We start from the raw sequence: 24852 nt of genomic DNA on the forward strand, positions 1-24852 counted from the left end.
AGTATCTTTGCACAAATAAAAAGTAAACATGTCTGATATTAAATTGAATACTATTCCAGAGGCCATCGAAGACCTCAAAAATGGTAAAATAATCATAGTAGTAGATGATGAAGACAGAGAAAACGAAGGCGATTTTCTTTGTGCTGCAGAACTGACAACGCCGGAAATTATCAATTTTATGGCATTTCACGGAAGAGGGCTGATCTGTATGCCGCTTCCTGAAAAAAGATGCGACGAGCTTGGCCTTGAGGTGATGGTAAGCAGAAGCAGTGATCCTAAGGAAACAGCTTTTACCGTTTCTGTTGACCTTCTTGGAAACGGAACATCTACAGGTATTTCTGCCGGTGACAGAGCCAAAACTATTTTAGCTTTGATGGACGAAAAATCTAAACCGACAGATTTCATGAGACCTGGCCATATTTTCCCGCTTCGTGCAAGAAAAGGAGGGGTTTTAAAAAGAGCAGGACATACTGAAGCTGCGATCGATCTTACAAGTTTAGCGGGATTAAAAGAAGGAGGAGTGATCTGTGAGATCATGAATGATGACGGTACCATGTCTCGTTTGCCGGAACTTCATGCTTTCGCTCAAAAACATGATATGAAGATCGTTTCTATTGAAGATCTGATCCATTATCAGCTTAAGAAAGGAAACCTTATCGAAAGACTGGAAGAAAGAAAAGTAAAAACCGCTTATGGTGAGTTTGACTTTTTTGCATTCAGAGAAACTTCAAATGACCAGATCCATTTTGCTTTGACAAAAGGTTCATGGACGGTTGATGAGCCTGTTTTGGTAAGAGTTCAGTCTTCAGATTCATATTTTGATGTACTGACAAGACTGAATAACGGAGAAAAACCGCTATTGGAGAAAGTAACCAATATGGTAAATGAAGCAGGAAAAGGAGCCGTTATTTTCATCAATAACGTTTCAAATTCTGAAAATACACTACGAAAACTTCAACAGTTCCTGAATTATCAGGACGGACAGGAACAGCATCCTACATTAGCATACAATTACAGAGATTACGGGATCGGAACGCAAATCCTGAAAAATCTGGGAATCAATAAATTCAAAGTGATCACACAGAATCCTAATATCAAACCACAGGTTGGAGGATATGATGTAGAGGTTACGGAATTGGTTCAGCTATAAAAGTGAATGGTCAAATGTGAATTAACTTTGTTGTTAATTTTTATTTAGAGATCAAAAATTAAATAAAAAAAGGTTTAGAATTTTCTAAACCTTTTTATTTTTCTATCCTGACAGATTCTTACTTTGCAACTCTAAACTCCTGAATCTTACAAGCTTATTTCATCAAAATTTCTGAACCCGTTCAGAAAATCCTTCACAGTCATTCTTTTTTTGCCTTCAAGCTGAAGCTCCTGCGGAAAATAAATACCGTCTTCCGTATAGATTTTAAATTCGTTTTTGGAAATGTCCAAAGATCCTGAAGGTTTTCCATGATCCGTGATTTCAAATTTTCCTGCGAAGATTTTTAAGCCTTTTTCCTCTTCTCCTATTTTTATAGTCGTGAAAGCGGCCGGATAAGGTGACATTCCAAGAATAAACTGATGGACTGTTTTTGACGGAGCTTTCCAATTGATTCTGGTATCTTCTTTAAATATTTTATAGGCATTTTTAGGATGCTCCACATGAGGCTGAGGTCTTTCAATAATGGAGTTTTCTGCCAAACCGTTAAGTGTTTTTACAACCAGCCTTGAACCCATTACCATTAATCGGTCGTGGAGACTTCCTGCATTTTCATCCGGTAAAATTTCCAGTTCTTCCTGAAGAAGAATATTTCCCTCATCTATTTTTTCATTAATGAAAAATGTGGTTGCACCGGTTTTTTCTTCGCCGTTGATCACTGCATAATTTATAGGAGCAGCGCCTCTGTAATCAGGAAGAAGCGAAGCATGAAGATTGAAAGTTCCCATTTTAGGCATCTCAAAAAGAACCTTGGGCATCATTCTGAAAGCGACCACTACAAAAACATCAGCATCCAGTTTTCTAAGTTCTTCTAAAAATTCAGGATTTCTTAACTTTTCAGGCTGAAAAACAGGAATATTATTTTCTGAAGCATACACCTTTACCGGTGACTGATGGATCTTCTGCCCGCGGCCGCTGGCTTTATCGGCAACCGTTACAACACCTACAACTTCATGATTTGATTGATAGATGGCTTCCAGAGAGGTCTTTGCAAATTCCGGGGTTCCTAAAAAAACGACTTTCAATGATTTCATACTGCAAAGATAAGGGTTTGTGTGTAAAGATGGAAGAGCATTGTGTTGAAGAGTGTTAGGGTTTGAGAGCTTTAGAATAAGTAATTTAAAGATTTGAATAGTCTGAATCTGATGTCTGGTATCTGGAGTCTTAATTCAGATTCTTAACCCTTGTATCTTGATTGTTATTCACCGTTCATTTGCGAAGTAAATTCACCCTTGACCTTATTGCTCATTCAGCGCATACGTTCTGAAATTCAGCATCTTCACTTTTCCTGAATCTAAAAGGAAAATCAGGTTTTCTAAAATATTATTTTTAGAATGGTAGTTAAGCTGAACTGAAAGGTCTTCGATGGTTGACGGTTTTTTTGCCAGCAAATTAATGATCTGCTGGGAAATATTTTTTCCAAAAATCGATTGCTTGTTTTTCTCACAAACTGAGCATTGTCCGCAGTTTTTTGTATTTTTTTCCCCGAAATAGGCGAGAATAAGTTTCATCTTACAGTAATCACTATTTTCTATAAAAAACTTAATCTCTTCCCACTTCTGAATTTTGTTTTTTTGGATGTGCTCAAAAAGTTTCCAGTAGGCTGCATTAATGGCTCTTTCATCACGCGGCTTCAGAAATCTGATGCTTGAGAGCGCACCATCCACATATTCCAGATAATCTTTTTGCTGTAGTTCTTTAAGTCTTTCTTTAATGAGAGGAACACTTACCCCGATCTTATTACTGACCTGTAGTTCACTGAACATTACCTTATGAGTAGTAATTCCTGATATGGTACGCAGCAGTAGCTCTATGAAATAAGCGTCTTTCCGAGGCAGCTGGTCTATTTCCTCGGCATTGAAGAGAAGCTCTAAGGATGAAAGGCTTTTATTGTCATTATGATAGATGATTTCCTGATTGTGCAGAAAATTAAGGACATTGCTGATCTTGGCTTTCGACAGTCTGGTAAAATTTTGTATTCCCTGAATGTTCAGCTGAAAAACTTTTTCCGGCAGCTCATATTCTGCTACCTGGAAAATAGAGTATAGGTAGGTGATGATCTTTAAAAACTCAGCTTTGTTGGGTGTCTGGTTTTTTAGGATCTCATCAAAATTGAGCAGCTCCTGCTTATTCCAAAGAAGGAAAGCAAAACTGTCTTTACCATCTCTTCCTGCTCTTCCGATCTCCTGGTAATAATTTTCCAGTGACGGAGCAGGAGAGAAGTGAATCACAAAGCGGACATTGTCCTTGTCTATTCCCATCCCGAAGGCATTGGTTGAAATCAGAACATGGTTGTCACTTTTATTCCAGATGGCCTGTCTTGTGTTTTTTTCTTTCGTAGTTAAGCCGGCATGAAAATAATCTACGTTTTTTACCTGGTTTTTTTTCAGGAATTCTGCCAGCATTTCTGCATCCTTCCGGGTTCTTACATAAACAATTCCGGAATCGTTATTGTGTTTTAAAATATCAAAAACACGTTGGAATTTATCAGAAACTTCATCCAAAAAAATTCTGATATTTTCTCTTCTAAAGCTTTTCTGAAAAACAAATGGATTTTTAAGTTCCAGTTTATTCCTGATCTCTTCCAAAACTTTTGGTGTTGCAGTAGCTGTTAAAGCAAGGCAGGGAACCTTGGGATGATTTTTTCTGAATTCTTTGATATTCTGGTAGCTGGGGCGAAAATCCTGTCCCCATTCTGAAATACAGTGGGCTTCATCTACGGCTATAAATGACAGCTGAATTTCGTCAATATTTTGAAGAAATTGTGTATTGGTCAATCTTTCCGGGGATACATATAGCAGTTTGGTAAGCCCATCTTTACAGCGGTCGTAGATGGCTTCTGCATCATACTCATCAAGCTCGGAGGATAGATATTCTGCTTCAATGCCTCGGTGTTTAAGCTGGCCTACCTGGTCTTTCATCAATGCCAGCAGGGGAGAAATTACCAGACAGGTTCCTTCCTTCAATAAGGCCGGAAGCTGGTAACAAAGAGATTTTCCTGCCCCGGTAGGCAGAAGAACGAGACAGTCTTTTTCATTAATGACTGCATCAATAATTCCTTCCTGAGAATCTCTGAAAGCATCATAACCCCAAAAATATTTTAGGGTATCATATTTTAATTTTTGGAAATCCTGCTGAGAAATCATAAGGTAAAAGTAATAAAACTATTACAACAAAAAAAGCCGTGCAAGGCACGGCTTTGATATATTTACTAATAATTATATTATTTAGCTTCGAAATATACTCTTCTGTTAGCTCTGTTTTTCCATTCAGGACATTTAGTAGCCGGTTCACACTCAGGGTATTTAAGGTCTTTTTCACCTCTACCGATTGCGTTCAGTTTAGAAGATTCTACTCCGTTTTTGATCAAATAGTTCTTAACGCTATTCGCTCTTCTTTCAGATAGCTTTTGGTTATAAGCATCAGAAGCTCTTGTATCTGTAGCTCCGATTACGTTATAAGCACCGTTTGAAGAGTTGATATATGAAACAGCATTATTTAAGATTGGAGTATTTGAAGGTAAAATTCTATCAGAATTTAAATCAAACTCAATTCCTTCAAGCTTAGTTTCTGTTTCTACTATAGGTCCTGCAGTTGTTGTAGGACATCCATTGTTTTCAACAGGTCCAGGAACAGTTACACACTTATCGTAAAGGTCAATTACACCGTCAAGGTCAGTATCAAGAGCAACACCAGCACCATCCACTCTTGCACCAGCAGGAGTATCAAGCTGTCTGTCCCAATCGTCACAAACTCCGTCGTTATCAGCATCACCTTTTTTACATACTTCAATATCCTGGTTTTTGTTAGCCAAAACATCAAGTTTGTAATAGATTTCCTGCAACGGATCATGCCACATTAGGTGAGATTCGTGTTTTCCTAACTTCAAGGTAAGACCTAAAGTAGCATTAAAGAAGTTGTCTGATACCTGCTCTTCACGCTTGTTGATCGCACTGTATTTGTGACCTCCTCCATCGAATTCATCATCACCGGTTACTACATACATTAATCTTCCTTCAAGATCAAGTCTTCTGTTGATTTTGTATTTTAAACCGGCACCAGCCTGCATAAACATAGATCCCAGTTTGAAAGGTTTAATTTCCGTAGCCAGTCTCTGTCCGTTAATGTCTTTTTGGTAAGCTCTGTAAGCAATAGTACCTATACCTGCATACCCATGAAGTGCCCATCTGAAAGGTGAATGATTGTCAACTCTTCTCAATAAATTAGAGAAGTTGATATCTCCCAATAAAGAGATTGCATCATACTGAGTTCTTGCACCTACGGCTGTTGCATCTGGAGCAGCATCTTTAGTGTTGAACCATCCTTGTCTTGTTTCACCTCTGTCATATTGTAATTTTAAACCGAACGCATGAGTGATCGCTTTATCAATACTTACATAAGCAGAGTATCCGAAAAGGTTCTTACCGTTACCATTCTTGATTGATGTTAAATCAGCTGACTGTACAAGTGGTACACCTGCACCGGCTGAAATAGACCAGTCATTGAATCTTTTTGATTGATTGGTAAACGGAGAAACATTGGCAGAACCAGAAGAAAATGTGTTTGGATATTCTCCATTTGAAACTGCTGTTGAGTCTTGTGCATAGCTAACGGCTGGAATTGCCATTGCTAATGCTACAACTGCTAAACTTAATTTCATAGTGTATTTTTTTATTTTAGTTAATTAAATGATTTTATTTTGTAGGGCATCCGTTGTTTTCAACAGGTCCCGGAACCGTTACGCATTTATCATACAGATCAATAACTCCGTCAAGATCCATATCCAAAGCTACACCGGCACCATCTACTCTTGCTCCTGCAGGAGTATCAAGCTGTCTGTCCCAGTCATCACATACACCGTCATTATCAGCGTCTCCTTTTTCACATACTACAAGTTCTGTAGCTGCATTTTCTAAAACGCTTGTTCTATAGTATGCTTCCTGAAGTGGGTCATGCCATGCTAAGTGTGACAATTTGTTTCCTAACTTGAAAGAAACTCCTAAAGTGACAGTCCATGCATTATCAGATCTTGAATCACTGATCATATTATACTTTGATCCTGGTGTTGCTGGATCGTAGTCGTTAGGATCAGCCCATCCGCCTCCGTCGAATTCATCATCACCACTTACGATATACATTGTTCTGGCTTCGATATCGATAAGTTTTGATACCTTGTATTTTACTCCTGCTCCAAACTGATAGTATAGAGAGTTAATGTCAAACTCTTTTTTGATAAACAAAGGAATTCTTTTTGGACTTTCGCTCCATCTGAATTCATTCGCGTCATGCAAAGAAGTGTTGTAACCTTGGAACCCGATTCCTGCATAACCGTGTAATGCCCATCGGTAAGGAGAATGATTATCAACTCTTCTCAATAAATTTGAAAAGTTAACATCTCCCATTAGAGCAACCTGATCAAATTTGGTAGTTGCCGTACCTACTCCGGCTGCAGCACCTGCTGAGCCTGGTAACATTGCTTTCTGCTTTGTTTCAGCTCTCTGATAGATAAGGCTTAATCCAAAAACATGAGTGATCTGCTTATCAACACTTACGTAAGCACTATACCCCCAATTTACCTTTTTATCATAAAAAGATCTGAGATCAGAGTGCGCCATAAATGCAGCACCTCCACCAACAGAAATAGACCAGTCGTTGAAACGTCTGGCTTTGTTGTCAAAACGCTGTACATTAGCAGAACCTGAAGAGAAGGTATTAGGATACTCACTAGAAGAGTTTACTGCGGTACTATCCTGGGCATAAGCCGCGATAGGTAGTGTGGCCAATAATAATAAACCTAATTTCATATATGTTTTTTATGTTTTATTTAGATAAAATCTTTCAACAATATTTTAGAAAATTCCCTTTCAAATAAATGCTTTTGATGGGGTATCTCTAATTTTTCTGACCTGAATTTCAGATCGTTATATTTAATGATATCAATATCTATTATTCTATCGCTATAACCGCCAGATGCAGATGAATCCTTGATTCTTCCCATCTCAACTTCTATATTTTTGATAAAACCAAGTAGTTGGATCGGCGAGAAAGACGTGAATATTTCTGATGCAATATTACAAAAAATATTGGAACTGACAAATTCTACAGGTTCGGTTATTAAAAATTCGCTTATTTGTGAAATGTAATTACCTCCCTCACTGATTTTCTGTAAGGCCAGTTCTAAATTTTTTTTTTGATCTCCAAGGTTACTTCCTAGTAACAAAACTACCTTATGCTGCGACATATTGGAAAATTGATTGATTTATGAGAAGTTTCTTTAAAAACGTACTGGCAAATATAGTGGCTATTGTCATATTATGTGCCTTATTTTTCGTCTTTTTCATTATGATGCTTGTGTTTAGTTCTATGGGGAATGACAAATCTGTTGTGGTGAAAAATAATTCCGTTCTTACGATTAATTTAAAGACCAATATAATAGACAGCCCTACTGAAGAAGAAATGGGACTGTTCAATATCAGTGATAAGAGCAAGAGTGTAATGCTTTACGATGTATTGGAGGCCATTAAAAAAGCCAAAACCGATGATCATATTAAAGGTATAAGTATTGAAGCTGATGATGTGCATGCCGGAATGACGCAGATAGATGATATCAGAAATGCTATTGAGGACTTTAAAAAGAGCGGAAAATTTGTGTATGCTTACGGTAATGCTGTTTCGCAGTCTTCTTATTATTTAGGATCCGTTGCGGACAAGTATTATCTTAACCCATCAGGAATGATAGAGTTGAAAGGATTGGCTACAGAGGTTACATTCTTTAAAGATTTTGCTGATAAATATGGTATTGGTATAGAAGTGATAAGACACGGGAAGTTTAAGTCAGCGGTTGAGCCTTTTCTGAGAAATGATATTTCTCCGGAAAATAAAGAGCAGCTGGGTACTCTTTTAAATGATATCTGGAAAAATACATCTACTAAAATGGCCGTTTCAAGAAAAATTGATACCGCACAGTTTAAAATGGTTGTTGACAGTTTGTACGGAATGATCCCTGAATTAGGATTAAAATATAAACTTGCTGATAAGCTGATCCAGAAGACGGAGTATGATCAGATGATAAAATCTAAGCTTAGCCTTAAAGAAAAGGAAAAGCTGAATAAAGTATCATTAGCAGGCTATATCAGTTCTTATGAAGATGAAGATAAGTCCGGAGAAAAAGTAGCTGTATTGTATGCTTCAGGAGGAATCAACAGCGGTGACAATTACAACGAGATCCATTCTGAGAAATATGTGAAATACATCAAAGATCTTCAGAATGATGATAAAGTAAAGGCAGTGGTTTTCAGAATCAATTCTCCTGGCGGAAGTGCTAATGCTTCGGATGAGATTTTATTCGAATTACAGCAGCTGAAAAAGAAAAAGCCATTAGTGGTTTCTTTTGGTGATTATGCTGCTTCAGGAGGATATTATATTGCGATGGCAGCAGATAAAATTTATTCAGAGCCTAATACGCTGACGGGGTCTATCGGAGTTTTCGGAGTGATTCCTTATTATAAGGATATCGCAAATAAAAACGGTATCCGTTCAGATATTGTTGCTACCAATGCGAATTCCCAGTATTATTCACCTCTGAACGGTGTTACCCCTTACGGAGTAAACCTGATTACCAGAAGTGTGGAAGGAACCTATAAAAGGTTTGTACATTTTGTAACACAGAACAGAAAACAGACTTTCGAGCAGATCGACAGTGTTGGAGGTGGAAGAGTATGGAGTGGGGTACGTGCCAAGGAGATTGGTCTTGTCGATGAACTTGGAACACTGAATGACGCTGTAAAATTTGCTGCACAGAAAGCAGGATTAAAATCTTACCATGTGTCTTCCTATCCTAAAAAAATGTCTCCGTTTGAGCAGATTTTCAAAGATCTGAATGAAGAAGATATTTCTGCAAGAATCATTAAAAATAAAATAGGTAAAGCCAATTATGAAATCCTTCAGCAGATTACCAATGAAAAGCTGCAGTCTGAGGTGAAAATGGAAATGCCTTACCAGATTAAGATCAACTAAACTAAATTATATTGTACAAAAAATCCCGGAGCTGAAATTCAGTTCCGGGATTTTATTTTTATTTGCTTCTATTAGCCTTTCCTAGTAGCCATTCCGTAAATCCAGAGAACGATTAAAGCTCCTCCTACAGCTAAAAGCATACTTCTGAAATCGAAACTGTCTGTCGTTCCCCATCCCAAAAGGCTACCTATAAATCCTCCTACGAAAGCTCCAACAATACCTAAGATAATTGTCATTAGCCAGCCGCCACCTTGTGTTCCTGGCATAATAAGTTTTGCAATTGCGCCCGCGATAAGACCAAATATGATCCAAGTTAAAATTCCCATAGTCCTAAATTTTTAATTGTTAATAATGTGTAAATTTGATATCTAAGTTAAAGATAAAATATGATAAATATCATCTTTTCTTGAAAAAAGAGTCAACAAATTCTGTACCATTAAACAATTGGAGGTCTTGCATCTTTTCGCCTACCCCTATATATTTTACCGGAATCTGGAACTGATCTGATATACCTATGACAACACCTCCTTTAGCTGTGCCGTCCAGTTTTGTCACTGCCAATGCATTCACTTCGGTGGCTGCTGTAAACTGTTTTGCCTGTTCAAATGCATTCTGCCCTGTTGATCCATCAAGAACCAGCAGGATCTCATGAGGAGCATCAGGAATTACTTTCTGCATTACCCTTTTGATTTTTGAAAGCTCATTCATCAGGTTGATCTTATTGTGAAGTCTTCCCGCAGTATCAATGATCACTACATCCGCACCCTGTGCTACAGCGCTCTGTACTGTGTCAAAAGCCACAGAAGCCGGATCTGAGCCCATATCCTGTTTTACAATAGGAACTCCCACTCTCTCGCTCCAGATGGTCAGCTGGTCTACCGCTGCCGCTCTGAAGGTATCTGCGGCACCAAGGACAACCTTCTTTCCTTCAGACTTGAACTGGTGAGCGAGTTTCCCGATCGTAGTGGTTTTCCCTACACCATTTACACCAACTACCATTATTACATAAGGTTTTTTTGAAGTATCGATGTTGCCGGTTCCGGCATGAGGATTTTCAAGAAGCAGTCCGGAGATTTCTTCACGGAGAATATTGTCAAGTTCGCCTACACCCACATATTTATCGCGGGCAACGCGTTCTTCAATTCTTTCTATGATTTTGATGGTTGTAGACGCGCCTACATCAGATGCAATAAGTATCTCTTCCAGGTTATCCAGTACTTCATCATCTACTTTGCTTTTACCGACTACGGCTTTTGTCATTTTTTCAAAGAAACCCTGGCTGGATTTTTCCAGGCCTTTGTCTAAAGTTTCCTTTTCTTCTTTTTTGAAAATATTTTTAAACCAACTCATAGTTCATTCTTATTTGTTTTTTATAACTGCCGTAGCCTCTACTTCTATAACTACATCATCTCTGAAAAGACGTTTCACTTCCACAAGGCTGCTTACAGGAGGATTTTGAAGGTTGATATATAAGTCACGATTTTTCTAAAGTCTGGTGTTTTGGAAATGTCAGTGATGAATATTCCCAGTTTTACAATATCCTTTCCGGTAGCTCCATATTCTTTCAGAATGAATTCAATGTTTTTAAAAACCTGCTGGGTCTGCTTCTCAACGTCGTTTCCTACAAGATTTCCCGCAGCATCCAACGGGACCTGTCCGGAGAGTAAGATCATTTTAGAAGTTCCACAGTCGATACTTACTGATTGTGAAAGCCCTTTAATGGTAAAAACCTCTGAGGAGCCTTTATATTCTACATTGCTCATTTTTTCCTGACCGAATGAAAATAGAAAAATTTCTGTGAAAGCCAGAATAAAAATCTTTTTCATATGGATATATTTAATTGATTAATAATCTGGTGAACAAAGATAACAAAAAAACTACCCAAAATCTGAGTAGTTTTTTATATTGTAAGTAAAGTAAAGGTTATTTTTAAAAAAAATATATATTTATGTGACAGCTTTTTAGGTTAATAACTGCTTATATAATTTCTATAAGGCTACCTCATCTCCTAACCTGGCAATATTAAAACCGTTTGCCAAAACTGTTTTAGTTTCCTTACTGTTTGGAATTAAAAGTTTGTTGGTATGGTTAAAATGGATAAAGTGAATCTTTTTTTTGTCCCTTGCCGATAAATTTTTGAACATCTCCATACTTTCTACAACAAAAGGATGTGGAATATCTGAAATGTTTCTGAATCCTATTTCTTCCGCATCATAAAATGTAGCATCCAAAAAAGCGTAATCTACATTTTTAATAAGCTCAGTAATATTATATTTCCATTTACCCCACTTATCAATATCCGGAATGAAAAGAGCTTTCTTATTGGGTCCTTTAATCGTGTACCCTACTGTTTCTGAGTATTCATCACGATGAGGAACCTGTATAGGAGTTACCTGCAGTCTGCTACTGATCTGTGTCGGAATTTCATTCTGTAGCTCTTTGATGGAAATATTATTTATATGTACCAGCTGAGACCAGGGCCCATTATTTTCAAGAAAACTCTTAAGTTTTGGCATTGCATAAACCGGAACTTTTTCTGAATTCATAGCCTCTTTTCCTAAAAATATCAATCCCGCATAATGGCCAATATGGGCGTGTGTAATAAAGATGCCGTCAGGTGTATTTTTTTTGGGAGTACCGGAACGTTCTTGCAGCAGCTGTACCTGTTGTGTAAAATCAGGGCTTGCTTCAAAGAGATAATTTTTCTGTAAATCATAATCAATTACTCCTATTGAAGTTATTTTTCGGTTCTGTATGGGGTGTTCCCAAAGATCAGCACAGCACTCTTTCTTACAGCCGGCTTGTGGTGAGCCCGCATCCTGGATATTTCCTAAAACGATAAGCTTTACGCCTTTCTCCGGAAGTTTTATCTTTTCAGCATTTTTGGCTCTATTAGGCTGGCAGGACAGAGAGAGACCTGCCAGAAGAATAAACAAGTATTTCATATTTGTGTTTTTGAAAAAAGCTAATATATAAAAAAAAACTACCCAAAATTTGAGTAGTTTTTTATATTGTAAATAAAGTGGAGATTATTTCTTCAAATAACCGTCTACTTCGTCTGCATTCATTACTTTTTCTTCGAAAACGTAAGCACCTGACTTAGATGACTTAACCATTTTCACAACTTTAGTCATTTTTTTTGACTGTCCGCTTTGTAGGGTTGCTACTACTTTCTTTGCCATGGTAAATTATATTTATAAATTACTTGATTTCTTTGTGAACTGTAACTTTCTTAAGAACAGGATTGTATTTTTTCAACTCCAGTCTCTCAGTAGTGTTCTTTTTATTTTTAGTGGAAATGTATCTTGACATTCCCGCCATACCACTCTCTTTGTGCTCTGTACATTCAAGGATTACCTGAACTCTGTTTCCTTTTTTTGCCATGATTTATTAATTCTTTTTAATCAATCCGTTTCTAGTAGCTCTTTCAATAGCTTCCTCGATTCCAATCTTGTTAATCACTCTCAATCCATGAGCTGATACTTTCAGTGTTACGTGCTTATCTTGCTCCGGAAGGTAAAACTTCTTCTCCAATAAGTTAATTTCAAAACGACGCTTCGTTTTGTTATTAGCGTGAGAAACGTTGTTACCAACCATTGCACGCTTTCCTGTTATTTGGCAAATTCTTGACATATCTCGATGTTCTTATTTGTATAATATTTGAGGTTGCAAAATAACGAAGAATTTTTTAGATAGACAAATCTTTTAGAAAATATTTACAAATAACTGACTGATTAGTAATCATGAATTTTAAAATAAAATAATTCCCGAGACAGGCTGAGCCAAGTGACTGATATATTTCATGTAAACTTTCCGGTAAATGCAAATCCGAATGTTTTATCTTTGTTTTTAATTAATCTAAATAAAAATAAAATGAAGAGGATTTGTATTCTTTTATCTATGCTTCCTGTTGGCCTGGTGGCTCAGGATTATACTGAAATCCAGTCCGGTATGAAAAATTTTTATTACGGATCGGCTGATACGGCTGATATGGATGGTGACGGAAAGCAGGATGTAGTGATCAACGGAGCCATTGATACTGACCATGATGGAAATGTTGATACGTCTTTTAACGAAGTATACAAAAATAACGGCACTTCACTGGAGCCTTATGCTAGCCTGGGAGTGAATGCAACGCATTTGGGAGATATAAAATTCATTGATTTTGATAATGATGGCCTGCTGGATATTATTTCTACAGGATTAAGCTATAATGATGTTGTCAATTATAAGCATTACAGGTTCCGGAACTCAGGAACAGGTTTTATTAATGAAGCTGTACTTGACGGGAAAATCTACGGGTCTTTAGAGGTCTTTGATTTCAATAATGATGGTAAAACAGATTATGCTATTAACGGAACACAATATGTAGCAGGACTGGGTTTTCTGAATAACCTTGATTTTTATAAGAATACAGGAACTGATTTCGAGATATTTAAAGGCTGGCAATCCGGAACACAGAACGGAAGCTTTAAGTTTGTGGATCTCAATAATGATCATCTTCTCGATCTTGTTATTCTGGGAATGGAGCAAGGTGATCATCCGGTCTGTAAAGTATATCTGAACCAGGCAGGAACATTGGTCCCTTCGCAGGATCTTATTGCCCTGACGGGTGGGAAAATGGATTTTGCAGACTTCAATGCGGATGGCTATCAGGATATTGTCATTACAGGCCAGGATGACAGCTATTCCGGATTTCTCGCCGTACTGATGAATGATGGGACCGGTCATCTGAACACACAGCAGATAAACGCTGCTGAGATCTCAGATTCATCTGTAGCTGCCGGTGATCTGAATAATGACGGATACTATGATTTTATTGTTTCCGGAAACGATGAAAACAGCGATGCTGTAGGGAAAACTTTTCTCTACAATCCTTCCACTCAGAATTTTACTGAAAATATACCTACAGGACTGCATACTTTAGGAGGGCCTGGTTTTGTGGATTTATTTGACTTTGACAATAATCACCGTCTGGATATTGTATTGGCCGGATTCGATTGGGCAGATCCGGGCATGCCTTCACTTACCAAAATTTTCAAAAACACTTCTACGGAAGTTAATCTGAAACCTGTACCTCCTGCAGTCCTTAATTTAACAAAGACAGGAAACCGCTTTAATTTCTCGTGGAGCGGTGCATCTGATGATAAGACACCAACAAATGCCCTTCGTTACGAGATCAAAGTCGGATCTACGCCCGGAGCTGCCAATATTGCGAAATATGTCGTAACAACACCGTCCTGGTTCCTGGATCTGGATCCTTCTGTTCAGAATGTATATTGGAGCGTAAGATCTATAGATGCTTCAAAGGCCTTTTCTGATGCTTCAGCACAAGGCACATTGGGAACGCGTGATGCAGCAATAAACAGCAGAATTTCAGTGTATCCGAATCCGGCATCAGAGAAAGTATTTATGAAAGGAGAAAAAGTTTCGGACGTTGAAATATATTCTATGGACGGAAGAAAACAGAATGTTATTTTAAATAATGATCAGTCGATCAACGTATCACACCTTACGAAAGGAGCTTACCTATTAAAACTGAAAACTAAAAACGAGATAACCACTCAAAAACTTATGATTAAATAAAACTGAAGAGTTCTATTAGTAAGAAAAGCCAGACGTCCAGCTGGCTTTTCTGTTTTTTTATTTGAAGATTAATCGTTATCCACTCAAGAATAGGTTTTGTTCTTTAATTTAAGAACTAAATTATGGGTCTGTAATTTATTTATCCAAGAGGCTGCACTGATGCCTGTGCTCATTGGTGCAAATTCATAGTGATATCTGTTAAAAATAAAAATTATGCCTTCTTAGTCCTGTTCCTGAACTTTTCAATTAAAAAGTAAAACAGTAAAAAGCCCAGGGCAAAAATGGAAAACCTTGATAACAGGTCGCCGGCTCTTGTATAAAAGGTCATTGTTTCGTAAAGATTCACTTTTGCAAATAATGTTGTTTTATCGCCATAGAAAGTATCGGCTACCACTTCTCCTTTTGCATTGATATGAGCTGATATGCCACTATTGGCAGCACGCGCAATTTCTCTTCGGGTTTCTATAGCCCTTAATTTTGCATACGATAAAAGCTGCTTGTGTCCTTCTGTGACACCCCACCATGAATCGTTGGTCATAATTCCTAAGAAATTGGCTCCTTTTTTTACATAATCCGTGGTGAATTCTCCATAGATACTTTCATAGCAGATGATAGGTGCCAATCTGCCTTTATTATAAGGATTTGAAAAAGATTTTCTTTCCTCATCTATTCCTAAAGAAGCCACGGTTCCGCCCAGATTAAGCATTGCATCACCTAAGAGAGGTTTTAAAACATTCATATACGGGAAGATTTCAACGCCGGGAACCAGTTTTCCTTTGTGATATACCTGAGTCTGCTGCTGCGGTGCCAGCTGGATAGCGGTATTGTAGCTTTCCACCCAAAGCTCCGGATTAACCTGATAAGCTTCCTTCGGGATATTCTTCTGATTTTTATAAAAACGGTGCGAAGAAATTCCGGTTGCAAAAACGGCTCCCGGATGTTTGGATAAGAATCCTTTCACATTATTTAAAAGCAGACTTTTTTCGAAAGCGGTTTCAGAGATGGATCCTCTTCCGGGAAGAGCTGTTTCCGGGGCAATATAATAATCAATCTTTCCTTTTGAATTTTTTTCAGCTAAGGTTAAAAGATCATTTTCAATAGTCAGGCTGTCCTTTGAATACTTTTCAGCATAAGGATCAAGATCGGGCTGCAGCATCAGAATATTGACCTGTCCGGAAGGCTTTTCATCGAAATTATTGTATTTGATCAATGAGATAATCATGGGAAGAGTGATTAAAGCAGCAACAATTGAAGTATTTTTAATCAGGTCTTTTCTTTTTCTTCCCGCTTCCCAGGTTCTTAGAGTATAAAAAATCAGAACATTGATGGATAAGATCCAGAAGCTTCCACCGGTTGCTCCCAGTGTATCATACCATTGTATTAATTTAGGATAATCTGAAAATACATTGCCTAAATTCAGCCACGGCCAGGTCAGTTCCCAGTTCATGTGAAATTTTTCAAAACTCATCCATATGGCGATTAAAAATCCTAATCCCCAATACGTTCCCTGCGCATTTTTGTACCAGTGGTAGCACTGGAAAACAAGAGAATAAAGGAAAGAGTTGACCAAAACGGGAAATACAACTGCCATCATGGAATGGCTTCCGTCAGGATTCCTGGAGCCATACAGCCATCCTGTCGTCACAATATTCCAGATCACAAAACAAAGGTAGGAAAGCCCGAAAACCATCCAGCTTTTTCTTTTGTAAGTTGAAAATTTTGAGATTCCGTGTTCCATCATTAAAAGCGGAACAAGAGCAAAAAATATAAAGAACGGAATTCCGTAAGTAGGCCACGAAACAGATAGCAGCATCGCTGAAATGAGCGTAAGTAAAATGTATTTCATTAAATTAATTTAACACACAAATTTAATGTTTTTGAAATGAATAAATTTGTACTTCATGTTAAAGAAGTTTTACAAAATCATTATTGTTCCCTATATGCTGTTTTTGCTGTATCTCATGTTTTGGGGAATGGGAAGATTTCAGTATGAGGATAACCTGATCAGGATACAGCCGGTTTTGTCTACCATGCAGTTTATCCTCAACACGATTGGCTGGAAGGATATTGTCATTATTGTTTTGGGCAATATTATTATGTTTATTCCTTTCGGCTTTCTCGGTTGGATATTTCCCAGACTCAAAGATCTGAAGGTGCTGATCTATACTTTTATTTCCTCTATCATTGTCATTGAGGCGCTTCAGTATTTTACCCGAATGGGGATATTCGAGGTAGATGATATTATTCTTAATACTTTCGGTGTTTATCTCGGATGGCTGCTCCGCGGGTTGATTGAAAAAAGATTTAGCCGTTTAGTTCTTTAGCGCGCTTTTCGGCATTCAAAATCCCGCTTTTCAAAATTTCTTTAAAATTGTTATCCTCAAATGTTTTTAAAGCAGCTTCAGTAGTTCCGCCTTTGGAGGCTACATCTTTAATAAGTTCTTCCAGGCTTTTTTCCGAATTGTTGATCAAGTGATAAGCTCCCAGCATAGTCTGCTGTACAAACAGTTTGGAAAGATTTTCATCGATACCCATTTCAACGCCTGCTTTTATCATAGCATCTACGATATAATAAAAATAGGCAGGCCCGCTTCCTGAAAGTGCTGTAACGCCGTCCAGAAGATCTTCGTTTTCGAGGTAGACCGATCTGCCGGTGCTGTTCAAAAGTCGCTCAATATTGATCAGCTGGCTGAAAGAAATGCCTTCTGCGGCCGTGTACCCTGTGATTCCCATTCCCAGAAGAGTAGGAGAGTTCGGCATGGCTCTCACCACAAGCGGATGGTTTAATAATTTCTGAATTTTTTCGATTTTAATTCCGGCCATAATGGAAAGAACCATTTGGTTTTCTTTCAGCGTAAATTGGAAGTTCCGGGCAACATGCAGAAAATCCTGAGGTTTTACTGCTACAATAATAAGATCGGCATCCAGGTCTTGCGTCTCCTCAAAAGTGGAGATCTGGGATTTTGGAAAATCTTCGGCGATTTTAGAAATTTTAGTCTGGCTGCGGGTGATCAGGTGAAGATCCTGCGGCTTGATCAGTTCATATTTTAAGAATGATTTTGAAAAAGAAAGGCCCATATTGCCGGCTCCTAGGATTGCTATTTTCATATTTGTGCTCTTTTTTAGATAATATTCACTTCCCGTTCAAGCTCTATCCCGAACTTTTCTTTAACGGAATTGATAATTTCTGTAGAAAAATCAAAAATTTCTTTTCCTGTAGCATTTCCTGTAGCATTCACAATGACTAATGCCTGAAGTTTATGTGAAGCTGCATTTCCAAGCTGTTTCCCCTTCCATCCGCATTGCTCGATCAGCCATCCTGCAGGTACTTTTGTCATATCTCCGTTCGGATAACCGGGGATATTTTCAAATCTTTGTTTCAGGTCTTCAAATTGTGCCAAAGGAATGGTTGGATTTTTAAAAAAACTCCCGGCATTTCCCGTTTCTTTAGGATCCGGCAATTTGCTCTGCCTGATATTGATCACCGCTTTGGAAACATCCTGAATCGTAGGATAAGTGATCCCTGAATTTTCCAGTTCTGTTTTTATCGCACCATATTCTGTTTTAATGTGATGATCTTTTTTTGTTAATTTAAAACTCACTTCCAGAATCACATATCTTCCTTTTCCTTCCTGCTTGAAAATAGAATCCCTGTAGCCGAAACGGCAGTCTTCAAGATTAAAAGTTTTAAGCTTAAGATTTTCCAGGTCTAAAACAGTGCAGCTTACAAAAACATCTTTTATTTCTGTTCCGTAAGCACCAATATTCTGCATCGGTGAAGTTCCAACATTTCCCGGGATTAATGAGAGGTTTTCCAGTCCGCCGTAATTTTTTTCAAGGCTGTACATCACAAATTCATGCCAATTTTCTCCGGCTTTTGCTGTTACAAGAACTTCATTTTCATTAAGGTCCTCTTCAGAAATTCCTTTTAAGCTAAGTTTAATGACAAGCCCGTCAAAATCCTTTGTCAGCAGGATATTGCTTCCGCCGCCTAAAAATAAAATCTGAAGACTGTGATCTTTAGAATAACTGATCGCATTCCTTAGTTGTTCAAGGTTTTGTACTTCAGTAAAATATTTTGCTTTGGCATCAACACCAAATGTATTGTAAGGCTTTAAGGAAAAATTTTCTTGCATGTTGTTTATTGGTATTCTGTGGGAAGAATGAGGTTGAGTTGTTCTTTAAACTGTTTAAGCTGTCTGTAATGAAGTGTGTCTGCATAAGAATTGACATACAGATGTGACTTTTTCGGAGTCCTGATCTGAAAAGTTTCGTCAATACCGTCTACAGACTGTTGGCTTGGAGAGCTTTGTATCACATCCAGATCTTTAATGTTAATCGGGGAGATAAGGTTGTTCCAGGTTTGTATACTAATGGCTGAATCCCATTCTTGATGGGTTTGACGGGCTGTGATACCCTTTTGTGCATGTATAGAATCTTTTGTGACTCTGATGATCTTGTAATCACCCTGATCACCACCGATATTGGATACGCTGATAAAGGTTATTTCATTCGGGTTTTTATGACTGGCCGAAGTTGGTTCTTTCTTTTTGTCACAGGAAAAAAATGCCGGCAGCAAAAATAGTGAAAACAGAAGTTTCAGGTAAGTATTTTTTATTGCCGGCATCATAAGTTATATTTTAGAGACTGAATTCTTCTCTGTATTTCTTTAAAGCATTTTTAAGGATCTCAACGCTTCTCTTAAGGTCTTCCTCTTTCAAGACGTAAGCTATTCTCACCTGTTTTTTTCCCAATTCAGGATCACTGTAGAAACCTCCTGCAGGAGCTACCATGATCGTTTCCTTATTAAGGGAATATTTTTCTAAAAGCCACTGTGCGAATTTCTCAGTATCATCTACGGGAAGCTCTGCTACACAATAGAAAGCTCCTCTCGGCTTAGGACAGATAACTCCGGGAATAGCATTAAGAAGATCTACCAGGATATTTCTTCTGTGTGTATATTCTTCTCTTACCGCTCTTATGTAAGCACCGTCGTTCTGGTGTGCCGCTGTTGCTGCGATCTGGCCTAAAAGAACCGGGCTCAGTCTTGCCTGTGCAAAAAGCATAGCTGCATCATGAATCTTTTTAGAGCGTGTTACCAGACACCCGATTCTTACTCCGCACATAGAATAGCGCTTGGATTCTGAATCAATGATGATACAGTTATCGCTCAGTTCAGGGAAATCCAACATAGAGATCTGCTGCTTTCCGTCATAAACATATTCTCTGTATACTTCATCGGAAATAACAACGATATCGTATTTTAAAGCAATTTCTGCCAGCTGCTGAAGCTCTTCACGGGTGTAAAGATATCCTGTAGGATTCCCAGGATTACAGATAACAATTGCTCTTGTTTTTTCTGTGATTTTTTTCTCAAATTCTTCGATCGGAGGAAGGGCAAAACCAGTGTCAATAGTAGACGGAACCGCTACAACGTTGACGTTGAATGTGCTGGTGAAACCGTTGTAATTGGCATAATAAGGTTCAGGAATGATTACTTCGTCGCCGTCGTCACATAAAGTGGAGATGGCAAAGTTTAATGCTTCAGACCCTCCGTTAGTCACAATGAAATTATCAGGCGTCAAATCCGAAAAACCTAACGTGTGATAATACTCCGTAAGGGCTTTTCTGTATTCTATATTACCTTCAGAAAGTGCATACTCCAATACTTTAAGATCGATATTCTTTAAAGCGTTTAAAGCCGTTTCCGGTGTTTCAATATCAGGCTGCCCTATATTGAGATGATATACTTTTATTCCCTGCTGTTTAGCTTTTAAAGCATAAGGAACAAGTTTTCTTACCGGCGAAGGCGGCATATGCTGTGCTCTGTTTGAAATATTTGGCATTGTTCAAAAAATTTGTATGGCAAAAATAAGATTTAATTTCTCAATAATAAAATAACCTGTTGCCCATTTTGGACGCTTTTTAATTGTTTTGGAAATCAGCGAATTAAAATTGATTGTTGTCCCTTCTTTTGATTGCAATTGTAATTCTTTCTATGTATGCTTGATATTGGCCACCAGCCTGTTAAAGATAGGACTACCAGAAATTAACGATATGTCAAAAATGATTAAGATTGTTAAAATAATACATTAAAATGAAAATAAAGTATTTGGTCGGAAAATAATGTTTTTATATAATTTAAAATATCAATATCTTAAATTTATTTACAAATGATTGATTATTTTATAAAAATATTGATTTTGTATTGGTTTTTTTATTAAATTTCAACACTAATAAAAAATAATTATGAAAATACATTTACCATTTAGAGTTTTATCTGTTTTGACTCTTTTTGCGGCATCGTCCATGAATGCCCAGAATTTTCAAACGATGCCTGTACAATCCGGATATACGGCAGATGTAATTGCCAACGGTATCGGCTCGGCAATGACATCCACTACAGAAGATGTTGACGGAGTGTCTTTTGCATTTGTAGCAAGGGATTTTCAGCTAACATCTACTAGTGCACCGCTTACTTATGGCCTTCCAGTCAACGGGATCATCAATTCCGTAGCGGCTTCTACACCAGGGTTGAACTTCATGCTTGGAGATCTGTCTGGAAACAATTCCTTAAGGATTTCAAGCAATACTGCCGGCAGTAATACCGGAACCCTTACATTTACAACGCCAGCTCCCGCCTTTAAAGTATATATGCTTTCTACCGGTGGAAGTGGAACATGTACAGTTAATGTAACAGTCAATTTTACGGATACTACTTCTCAGACGTTTTCAGGTGTAGCGATCTCTGACTGGTATGGCGGATCAAGTTTTGCGATCCAGGGAATTGGAAGAATCAACAGAAGTAACAATGTTTTGGAGCCGAATTCTACAAATCCAAGACTGTATCAGTCTGTCTTAACCATCGATGCTGCCAATCACACCAAACCTATTCAGAGTGTTACGGTTACTAAAGTGAGCGGTACGGGAATCGCAAATGTTTTTGCTTTTTCTGCTGATGCCTATACAGACTGTGTGGCTCCTACACTTCAGCCTGTAGGGACACTTACTTCAAACTCTGCTCAGGTTTCATGGACAATACCGGCCAGTGTCCAGGCGGTAAGCTATGATATTTACTACAGTACAAGCAATACAGCACCTACTGCTGCAACAGTGCCTAATCATCCTGGAGTTACTGGAACTTCCTTTACCATTCCGTCTTTATCACCAAGCACGGTATACTATTATTGGGTAAGAAGCAATTGCAGTACTGCCACAGCTCAGAGCGGCTGGTCGTTATCAGGAACATTTACCACTTTGTGTGGTGCGGTGGTTCCTGCCTATACGAATGATTTCAGTACTTTCCCGGGAACATGCTGGGCTGTTGGGCTTTCCGGAGGAACTCCTGCTACAGGACCTACAGGGACAACCGCCTATTGGGTTTCAGGGGGATTCCTGGGTACCGGGTCTGGTGGATCTGCGACGATCAATTTATATAGCACAGGAAGGACTGGCTGGTTAAAAACACTGCCGTTCAATCTTTCTGCAGGAACCTATAAAGTGAAGTTCGATTATGGCGTTACAGCATATCTGAGTACGAGTTCTTCAGCAATGGGATCTGATGATTCTGTTCAGTTTTTAGTGTCCAATGATGGCGGAACTACATGGACCGTTCTGGAAACTTGGAATGCGGCTAATGCACCCACCAATTCATCAACTCAATATGTTTACAGCTTAGCAGGGTACAACAGTGCCAATACCGTATTTGCTTTTTACGGTACAGCGGGAACAGTAAACGATGATCCTGACTATAATTTTTATGTTGATAATTTTACCGTTGAAAGTGCACAGCTGAGTACTTCAGAAGTAAAAAACGGCATTAAAAAAGTATCGGTTCATCCAAATCCGTTCAAAGATGTTCTTTATATCTCAGATAATAGAGAAATGAAATCTGTAACGGTAGGGGATTCTTCCGGAAGAACAGTGAAGACATTTACAGGAGCTATGAAGGAACTTGATTTAAGTACACTCAATGCGGGACTGTATTTTGTTACGATCTACTTCAAAGACGGGTCACAGTCTACAGTGAAGGCTGTCAAAAAATAATTTTTTTTAATGTCAATAAAGTGAGCGGCAGTGCATTGATGTACTGTCGCTTTTTGTGGATTAAATTTCGGCTTTGGTATTATAAATTTTGTTATTTTGGTAGAAATTAAAACGTACTGAAAAATGCAAATTCCGGCGGATTCTATAACCGATTATATCTCAAAAATCCCTGAAGAAAGACAGGAAATATTCAAAATACTATTTGATACCATAAACGATAACCTGCCAAAAGGCTTTCGTGAAAATATCAGCTATGGCGTGATTGGTTGGGGTGTTCCCCTCGAAACTTATCCTGCCGGCTACCATTGTGCACCGGGTACGCCATTGCCATTTATAGGGCTGGCCTCCCAGAAAAATTTTATTGCATTCTATCACATGGGAATTTATGCAAATCCTGAATTATTGAACTGGTTTGTAACCGAATATCCCAAATATTCAAAAAGAAAGCTCGATATGGGGAAATCCTGTGTAAGGTTCAAAAAAATGGATGATATTCCTTTTGAGCTCATAGCTGAGGTCAGTAAAAAAATGACGGTTGAAGACTGGATCAATACTTACGAAACACAGTTTAAAAAAAGTAAGGAATCTGTTTCAAAACAAAAATAGATTCAATGATAACTTGTAAACCCGAATTGTGTCGGACTGTAAAAATCTATGCTTAAATTTAAAAAAGATATGCTTCAAAAAGTTCTAAAAACTTTAGCTTGTACCATTTTCCTTGCTGTGATTTTGTTATTACAGCAATGTGCCCCTCAGGCTAAATCCGGGAAGCTGAAGAACGGAGACCTGCTTTTTGTTACTGCAAAAGAAACCGGCCTCTCCGGAGCGATCAATAATGTGACACAAAAACAAAAAGAGATATCATTTGATCATATTGGAATTGTAGAAAAAGAAAAAAATCACTGGTACGTACTGCATGCAGCTCCCAAAGGTGGTTCTCAAAAACAGGATCTGGAATCATTTCTCACGGATCAGGCTGATGATGGCCAGAAAGTAATAATTTACCGTCTCAAGCCGGAATATCAGAGTTTTATTCCCGCTGCCCTTAAAAAAGCAGAATCTTTGATCGGAAAACCTTATAATTTCAATTATATCCTGGATGAAAATTCTTATTACTGTTCAGATTATATTGAAAGAGCTTTCAGGGATGATCATATATTCAAGCTGGAACCAATGACTTTTATTGATCCCAAAACGGGTAAAACCAATGATTTCTGGGCAGAATTTTATAAAAAGAAGAATCTGAAAGTTCCGGAAGGAGAATTGGGATGCAATCCAAACGGGCTGGCTGCTTCAGATAAATTAGAAAAAATAGGAGAGTTGTAAATAACACTTAAGAATAACATTACCTTTAAAGATGTAAATGATCTTTAAGGGTATTTTTTTAGTTCAATAGTCTGCGTCTGAAAGTTTGATATATAACTTTTCAGCATTAATCTAAAAAAAATTAGTTAAAATTTAAAATTATTAGTCTACTAATTTGGTGGACTAATAATTTTTTATATTTTTGTCAAAGATTTAACGCAAGAAAGCAACCATGATCTAGAAAATGTTTAACCAAAAAATTGTTTAGTGATGATCACACCTAATCCAACGCTGCAGGTTCTACCCAACACAATTAGCCTGCCTAAAAAAGAACTGATACTTGAGATAGAATTAAATGGTAAAATGAAATTTGAGCATTTAATGAATACCATCTATAATCAGTTCGGAATCTGTCACAAGGTGTTGTCTGCTAATGTAGAATATGTCAACGGAAACAGTTTTGGTTCAGTACAGTTATACATCAATGTCAATTCAGAAGATTACCAGCAGCTGGAATTTTACCTGAATAAAAATAAACTTTTAAATACCATGGTGGAATATAACTGCCGTAAGTATTTTTAGGGGAGATTCATATAGTTTTAATTACAAGAAAGTATCCGGTTTACCGGGTGCTTTTTTTGTTATAATAACCTGAAACAGGATAAAAAATAAAATTCAACACATTGATAAAC

The 24852-nt window shown here is 37.8% G+C and carries 24 protein-coding genes and 1 pseudogene; 8 read left to right on the forward strand and 17 right to left on the reverse strand.

Annotated elements, in window-relative coordinates; genetic code table 11:
• The first annotated feature begins 28 nt into the window (after positions 1-28).
• Positions 29-1150 carry a 3,4-dihydroxy-2-butanone-4-phosphate synthase gene (gene ribB, locus ACMGDK_RS19020; RefSeq protein ID WP_436809390.1) on the forward strand — a complete coding sequence of 374 codons (1122 nt, stop codon included), beginning with the start codon at positions 29-31 and terminating at the stop codon, positions 1148-1150.
• Between the two features lie 146 nt (positions 1151-1296).
• Here the strand turns inward: ribB and fmt are convergent, their stop codons facing one another.
• The 5 genes and pseudogenes from fmt to folK all read right to left on the reverse strand — a co-directional run bounded on the left by fmt (position 1297) and on the right by folK (position 7448).
• Entirely contained in the window at positions 1297-2241 is a 945-nt protein-coding gene (gene fmt, locus ACMGDK_RS19025; RefSeq protein WP_436809391.1) for a methionyl-tRNA formyltransferase, read from the reverse strand.
• Positions 2242-2445: 204 nt separating this feature from the next.
• The gene (locus ACMGDK_RS19030) at positions 2446-4353 is read right to left on the reverse strand and encodes a RecQ family ATP-dependent DNA helicase (RefSeq protein WP_436809392.1); all 1908 of its coding nucleotides are present in this window, start codon (positions 4351-4353) and stop codon (positions 2446-2448) included.
• Between the two features lie 77 nt (positions 4354-4430).
• The gene (locus ACMGDK_RS19035; protein ID WP_436809393.1) at positions 4431-5867 is read right to left on the reverse strand and encodes an OmpA family protein; all 1437 of its coding nucleotides are present in this window, start codon (positions 5865-5867) and stop codon (positions 4431-4433) included.
• A 40-nt stretch (positions 5868-5907) separates the two neighbouring features.
• A pseudogene (locus ACMGDK_RS19040) lies at positions 5908-7011 on the reverse strand (OmpA family protein); the annotation flags it as partial.
• Positions 7012-7031: 20 nt separating this feature from the next.
• Positions 7032-7448 carry a 2-amino-4-hydroxy-6-hydroxymethyldihydropteridine diphosphokinase gene (folK, locus tag ACMGDK_RS19045; RefSeq protein WP_436809394.1) on the reverse strand — a complete coding sequence of 139 codons (417 nt, stop codon included), beginning with the start codon at positions 7446-7448 and terminating at the stop codon, positions 7032-7034.
• Positions 7449-7468: 20 nt separating this feature from the next.
• Here folK and sppA point away from each other — a divergent pair, with 20 nt between their 5' ends.
• Positions 7469-9223 (forward strand): signal peptide peptidase SppA, encoded by a 1755-nt coding sequence (gene sppA, locus ACMGDK_RS19050; protein WP_436809395.1) that lies wholly within the window; start codon positions 7469-7471, stop codon positions 9221-9223.
• A gap of 71 nt (positions 9224-9294) precedes the next feature.
• Here sppA and ACMGDK_RS19055 read toward each other — a convergent pair whose 3' ends face one another.
• From ACMGDK_RS19055 to rpmB, 7 genes are all read right to left on the reverse strand, one after another.
• The gene (locus ACMGDK_RS19055; RefSeq protein ID WP_111960539.1) at positions 9295-9549 is read right to left on the reverse strand and encodes a GlsB/YeaQ/YmgE family stress response membrane protein; all 255 of its coding nucleotides are present in this window, start codon (positions 9547-9549) and stop codon (positions 9295-9297) included.
• 70 nt (positions 9550-9619) lie between these two features.
• On the reverse strand, positions 9620-10573 hold the full coding sequence (ftsY, locus tag ACMGDK_RS19060) for a signal recognition particle-docking protein FtsY (protein ID WP_436809396.1): 954 nt from the start codon (positions 10571-10573) through the stop codon (positions 9620-9622).
• Between the two features lie 92 nt (positions 10574-10665).
• On the reverse strand, positions 10666-11049 hold the full coding sequence (locus ACMGDK_RS19065) for a RidA family protein (protein ID WP_436809397.1): 384 nt from the start codon (positions 11047-11049) through the stop codon (positions 10666-10668).
• A 162-nt stretch (positions 11050-11211) separates the two neighbouring features.
• Positions 11212-12168 (reverse strand): MBL fold metallo-hydrolase, encoded by a 957-nt coding sequence (locus tag ACMGDK_RS19070; RefSeq protein WP_436809398.1) that lies wholly within the window; start codon positions 12166-12168, stop codon positions 11212-11214.
• Between the two features lie 84 nt (positions 12169-12252).
• Entirely contained in the window at positions 12253-12405 is a 153-nt protein-coding gene (locus ACMGDK_RS19075; protein WP_002976755.1) for a DUF4295 domain-containing protein, read from the reverse strand.
• 19 nt (positions 12406-12424) lie between these two features.
• Complete coding sequence (gene rpmG, locus ACMGDK_RS19080) at positions 12425-12607, reverse strand: 50S ribosomal protein L33 (protein WP_007841812.1); 183 nt, start codon at positions 12605-12607, stop codon at positions 12425-12427.
• Between the two features lie 6 nt (positions 12608-12613).
• Positions 12614-12856, reverse strand: a complete 243-nt coding sequence (gene rpmB / locus ACMGDK_RS19085) for a 50S ribosomal protein L28 (protein ID WP_002976757.1) — start codon at positions 12854-12856, stop codon at positions 12614-12616.
• 240 nt (positions 12857-13096) lie between these two features.
• Here rpmB and ACMGDK_RS19090 point away from each other — a divergent pair, with 240 nt between their 5' ends.
• On the forward strand, positions 13097-14809 hold the full coding sequence (locus ACMGDK_RS19090) for a T9SS type A sorting domain-containing protein (RefSeq protein ID WP_436809399.1): 1713 nt from the start codon (positions 13097-13099) through the stop codon (positions 14807-14809).
• Between the two features lie 211 nt (positions 14810-15020).
• Here ACMGDK_RS19090 and lnt read toward each other — a convergent pair whose 3' ends face one another.
• The gene (gene lnt / locus ACMGDK_RS19095) at positions 15021-16655 is read right to left on the reverse strand and encodes an apolipoprotein N-acyltransferase (protein ID WP_436809400.1); all 1635 of its coding nucleotides are present in this window, start codon (positions 16653-16655) and stop codon (positions 15021-15023) included.
• Positions 16656-16710: 55 nt separating this feature from the next.
• Here lnt and ACMGDK_RS19100 point away from each other — a divergent pair, with 55 nt between their 5' ends.
• A complete protein-coding gene (locus tag ACMGDK_RS19100; RefSeq protein ID WP_436809401.1) occupies positions 16711-17133 on the forward strand; it encodes a VanZ family protein in 423 nt (140 codons plus the stop codon).
• On the opposite strand, the gene proC is transcribed toward ACMGDK_RS19100, so the two are convergent.
• From proC to ACMGDK_RS19120, 4 genes are read right to left on the reverse strand one after another with little or no spacing between them, the layout of a single operon-like run.
• Positions 17114-17917 (reverse strand): pyrroline-5-carboxylate reductase, encoded by an 804-nt coding sequence (gene proC / locus ACMGDK_RS19105; RefSeq protein WP_436809402.1) that lies wholly within the window; start codon positions 17915-17917, stop codon positions 17114-17116. The genes ACMGDK_RS19100 and proC overlap by 20 nt on opposite strands.
• 14 nt (positions 17918-17931) lie before the next feature.
• Complete coding sequence (gene murB / locus ACMGDK_RS19110) at positions 17932-18945, reverse strand: UDP-N-acetylmuramate dehydrogenase (RefSeq protein WP_436809403.1); 1014 nt, start codon at positions 18943-18945, stop codon at positions 17932-17934.
• A gap of 5 nt (positions 18946-18950) precedes the next feature.
• Positions 18951-19439 (reverse strand): hypothetical protein, encoded by a 489-nt coding sequence (locus ACMGDK_RS19115; protein WP_436809404.1) that lies wholly within the window; start codon positions 19437-19439, stop codon positions 18951-18953.
• A 10-nt stretch (positions 19440-19449) separates the two neighbouring features.
• Positions 19450-20655, reverse strand: coding sequence for a pyridoxal phosphate-dependent aminotransferase (locus ACMGDK_RS19120; protein ID WP_436809405.1), 1206 nt, complete (start codon positions 20653-20655; stop codon positions 19450-19452).
• Positions 20656-21058: 403 nt separating this feature from the next.
• On the opposite strand from ACMGDK_RS19120, the gene ACMGDK_RS19125 reads away from it, so the two are divergent.
• From ACMGDK_RS19125 to ACMGDK_RS19140, 4 genes are all read left to right on the forward strand, one after another.
• Positions 21059-22855, forward strand: a complete 1797-nt coding sequence (locus tag ACMGDK_RS19125; protein WP_436809406.1) for a T9SS type A sorting domain-containing protein — start codon at positions 21059-21061, stop codon at positions 22853-22855.
• Positions 22856-22978: 123 nt separating this feature from the next.
• The gene (locus ACMGDK_RS19130) at positions 22979-23461 is read left to right on the forward strand and encodes a DUF1801 domain-containing protein (protein WP_436809407.1); all 483 of its coding nucleotides are present in this window, start codon (positions 22979-22981) and stop codon (positions 23459-23461) included.
• Positions 23462-23509: 48 nt separating this feature from the next.
• Positions 23510-24181 carry a YiiX/YebB-like N1pC/P60 family cysteine hydrolase gene (locus tag ACMGDK_RS19135; RefSeq protein ID WP_436809408.1) on the forward strand — a complete coding sequence of 224 codons (672 nt, stop codon included), beginning with the start codon at positions 23510-23512 and terminating at the stop codon, positions 24179-24181.
• 249 nt (positions 24182-24430) lie between these two features.
• Positions 24431-24742 carry an NIL domain-containing protein gene (locus ACMGDK_RS19140; RefSeq protein WP_436809409.1) on the forward strand — a complete coding sequence of 104 codons (312 nt, stop codon included), beginning with the start codon at positions 24431-24433 and terminating at the stop codon, positions 24740-24742.
• Positions 24743-24852: the final 110 nt, after the last annotated feature.

Source organism: Chryseobacterium hilariae, assembly GCF_051400735.1.
Classification (GTDB): Bacteria; Bacteroidota; Bacteroidia; order Flavobacteriales; family Weeksellaceae; genus Chryseobacterium.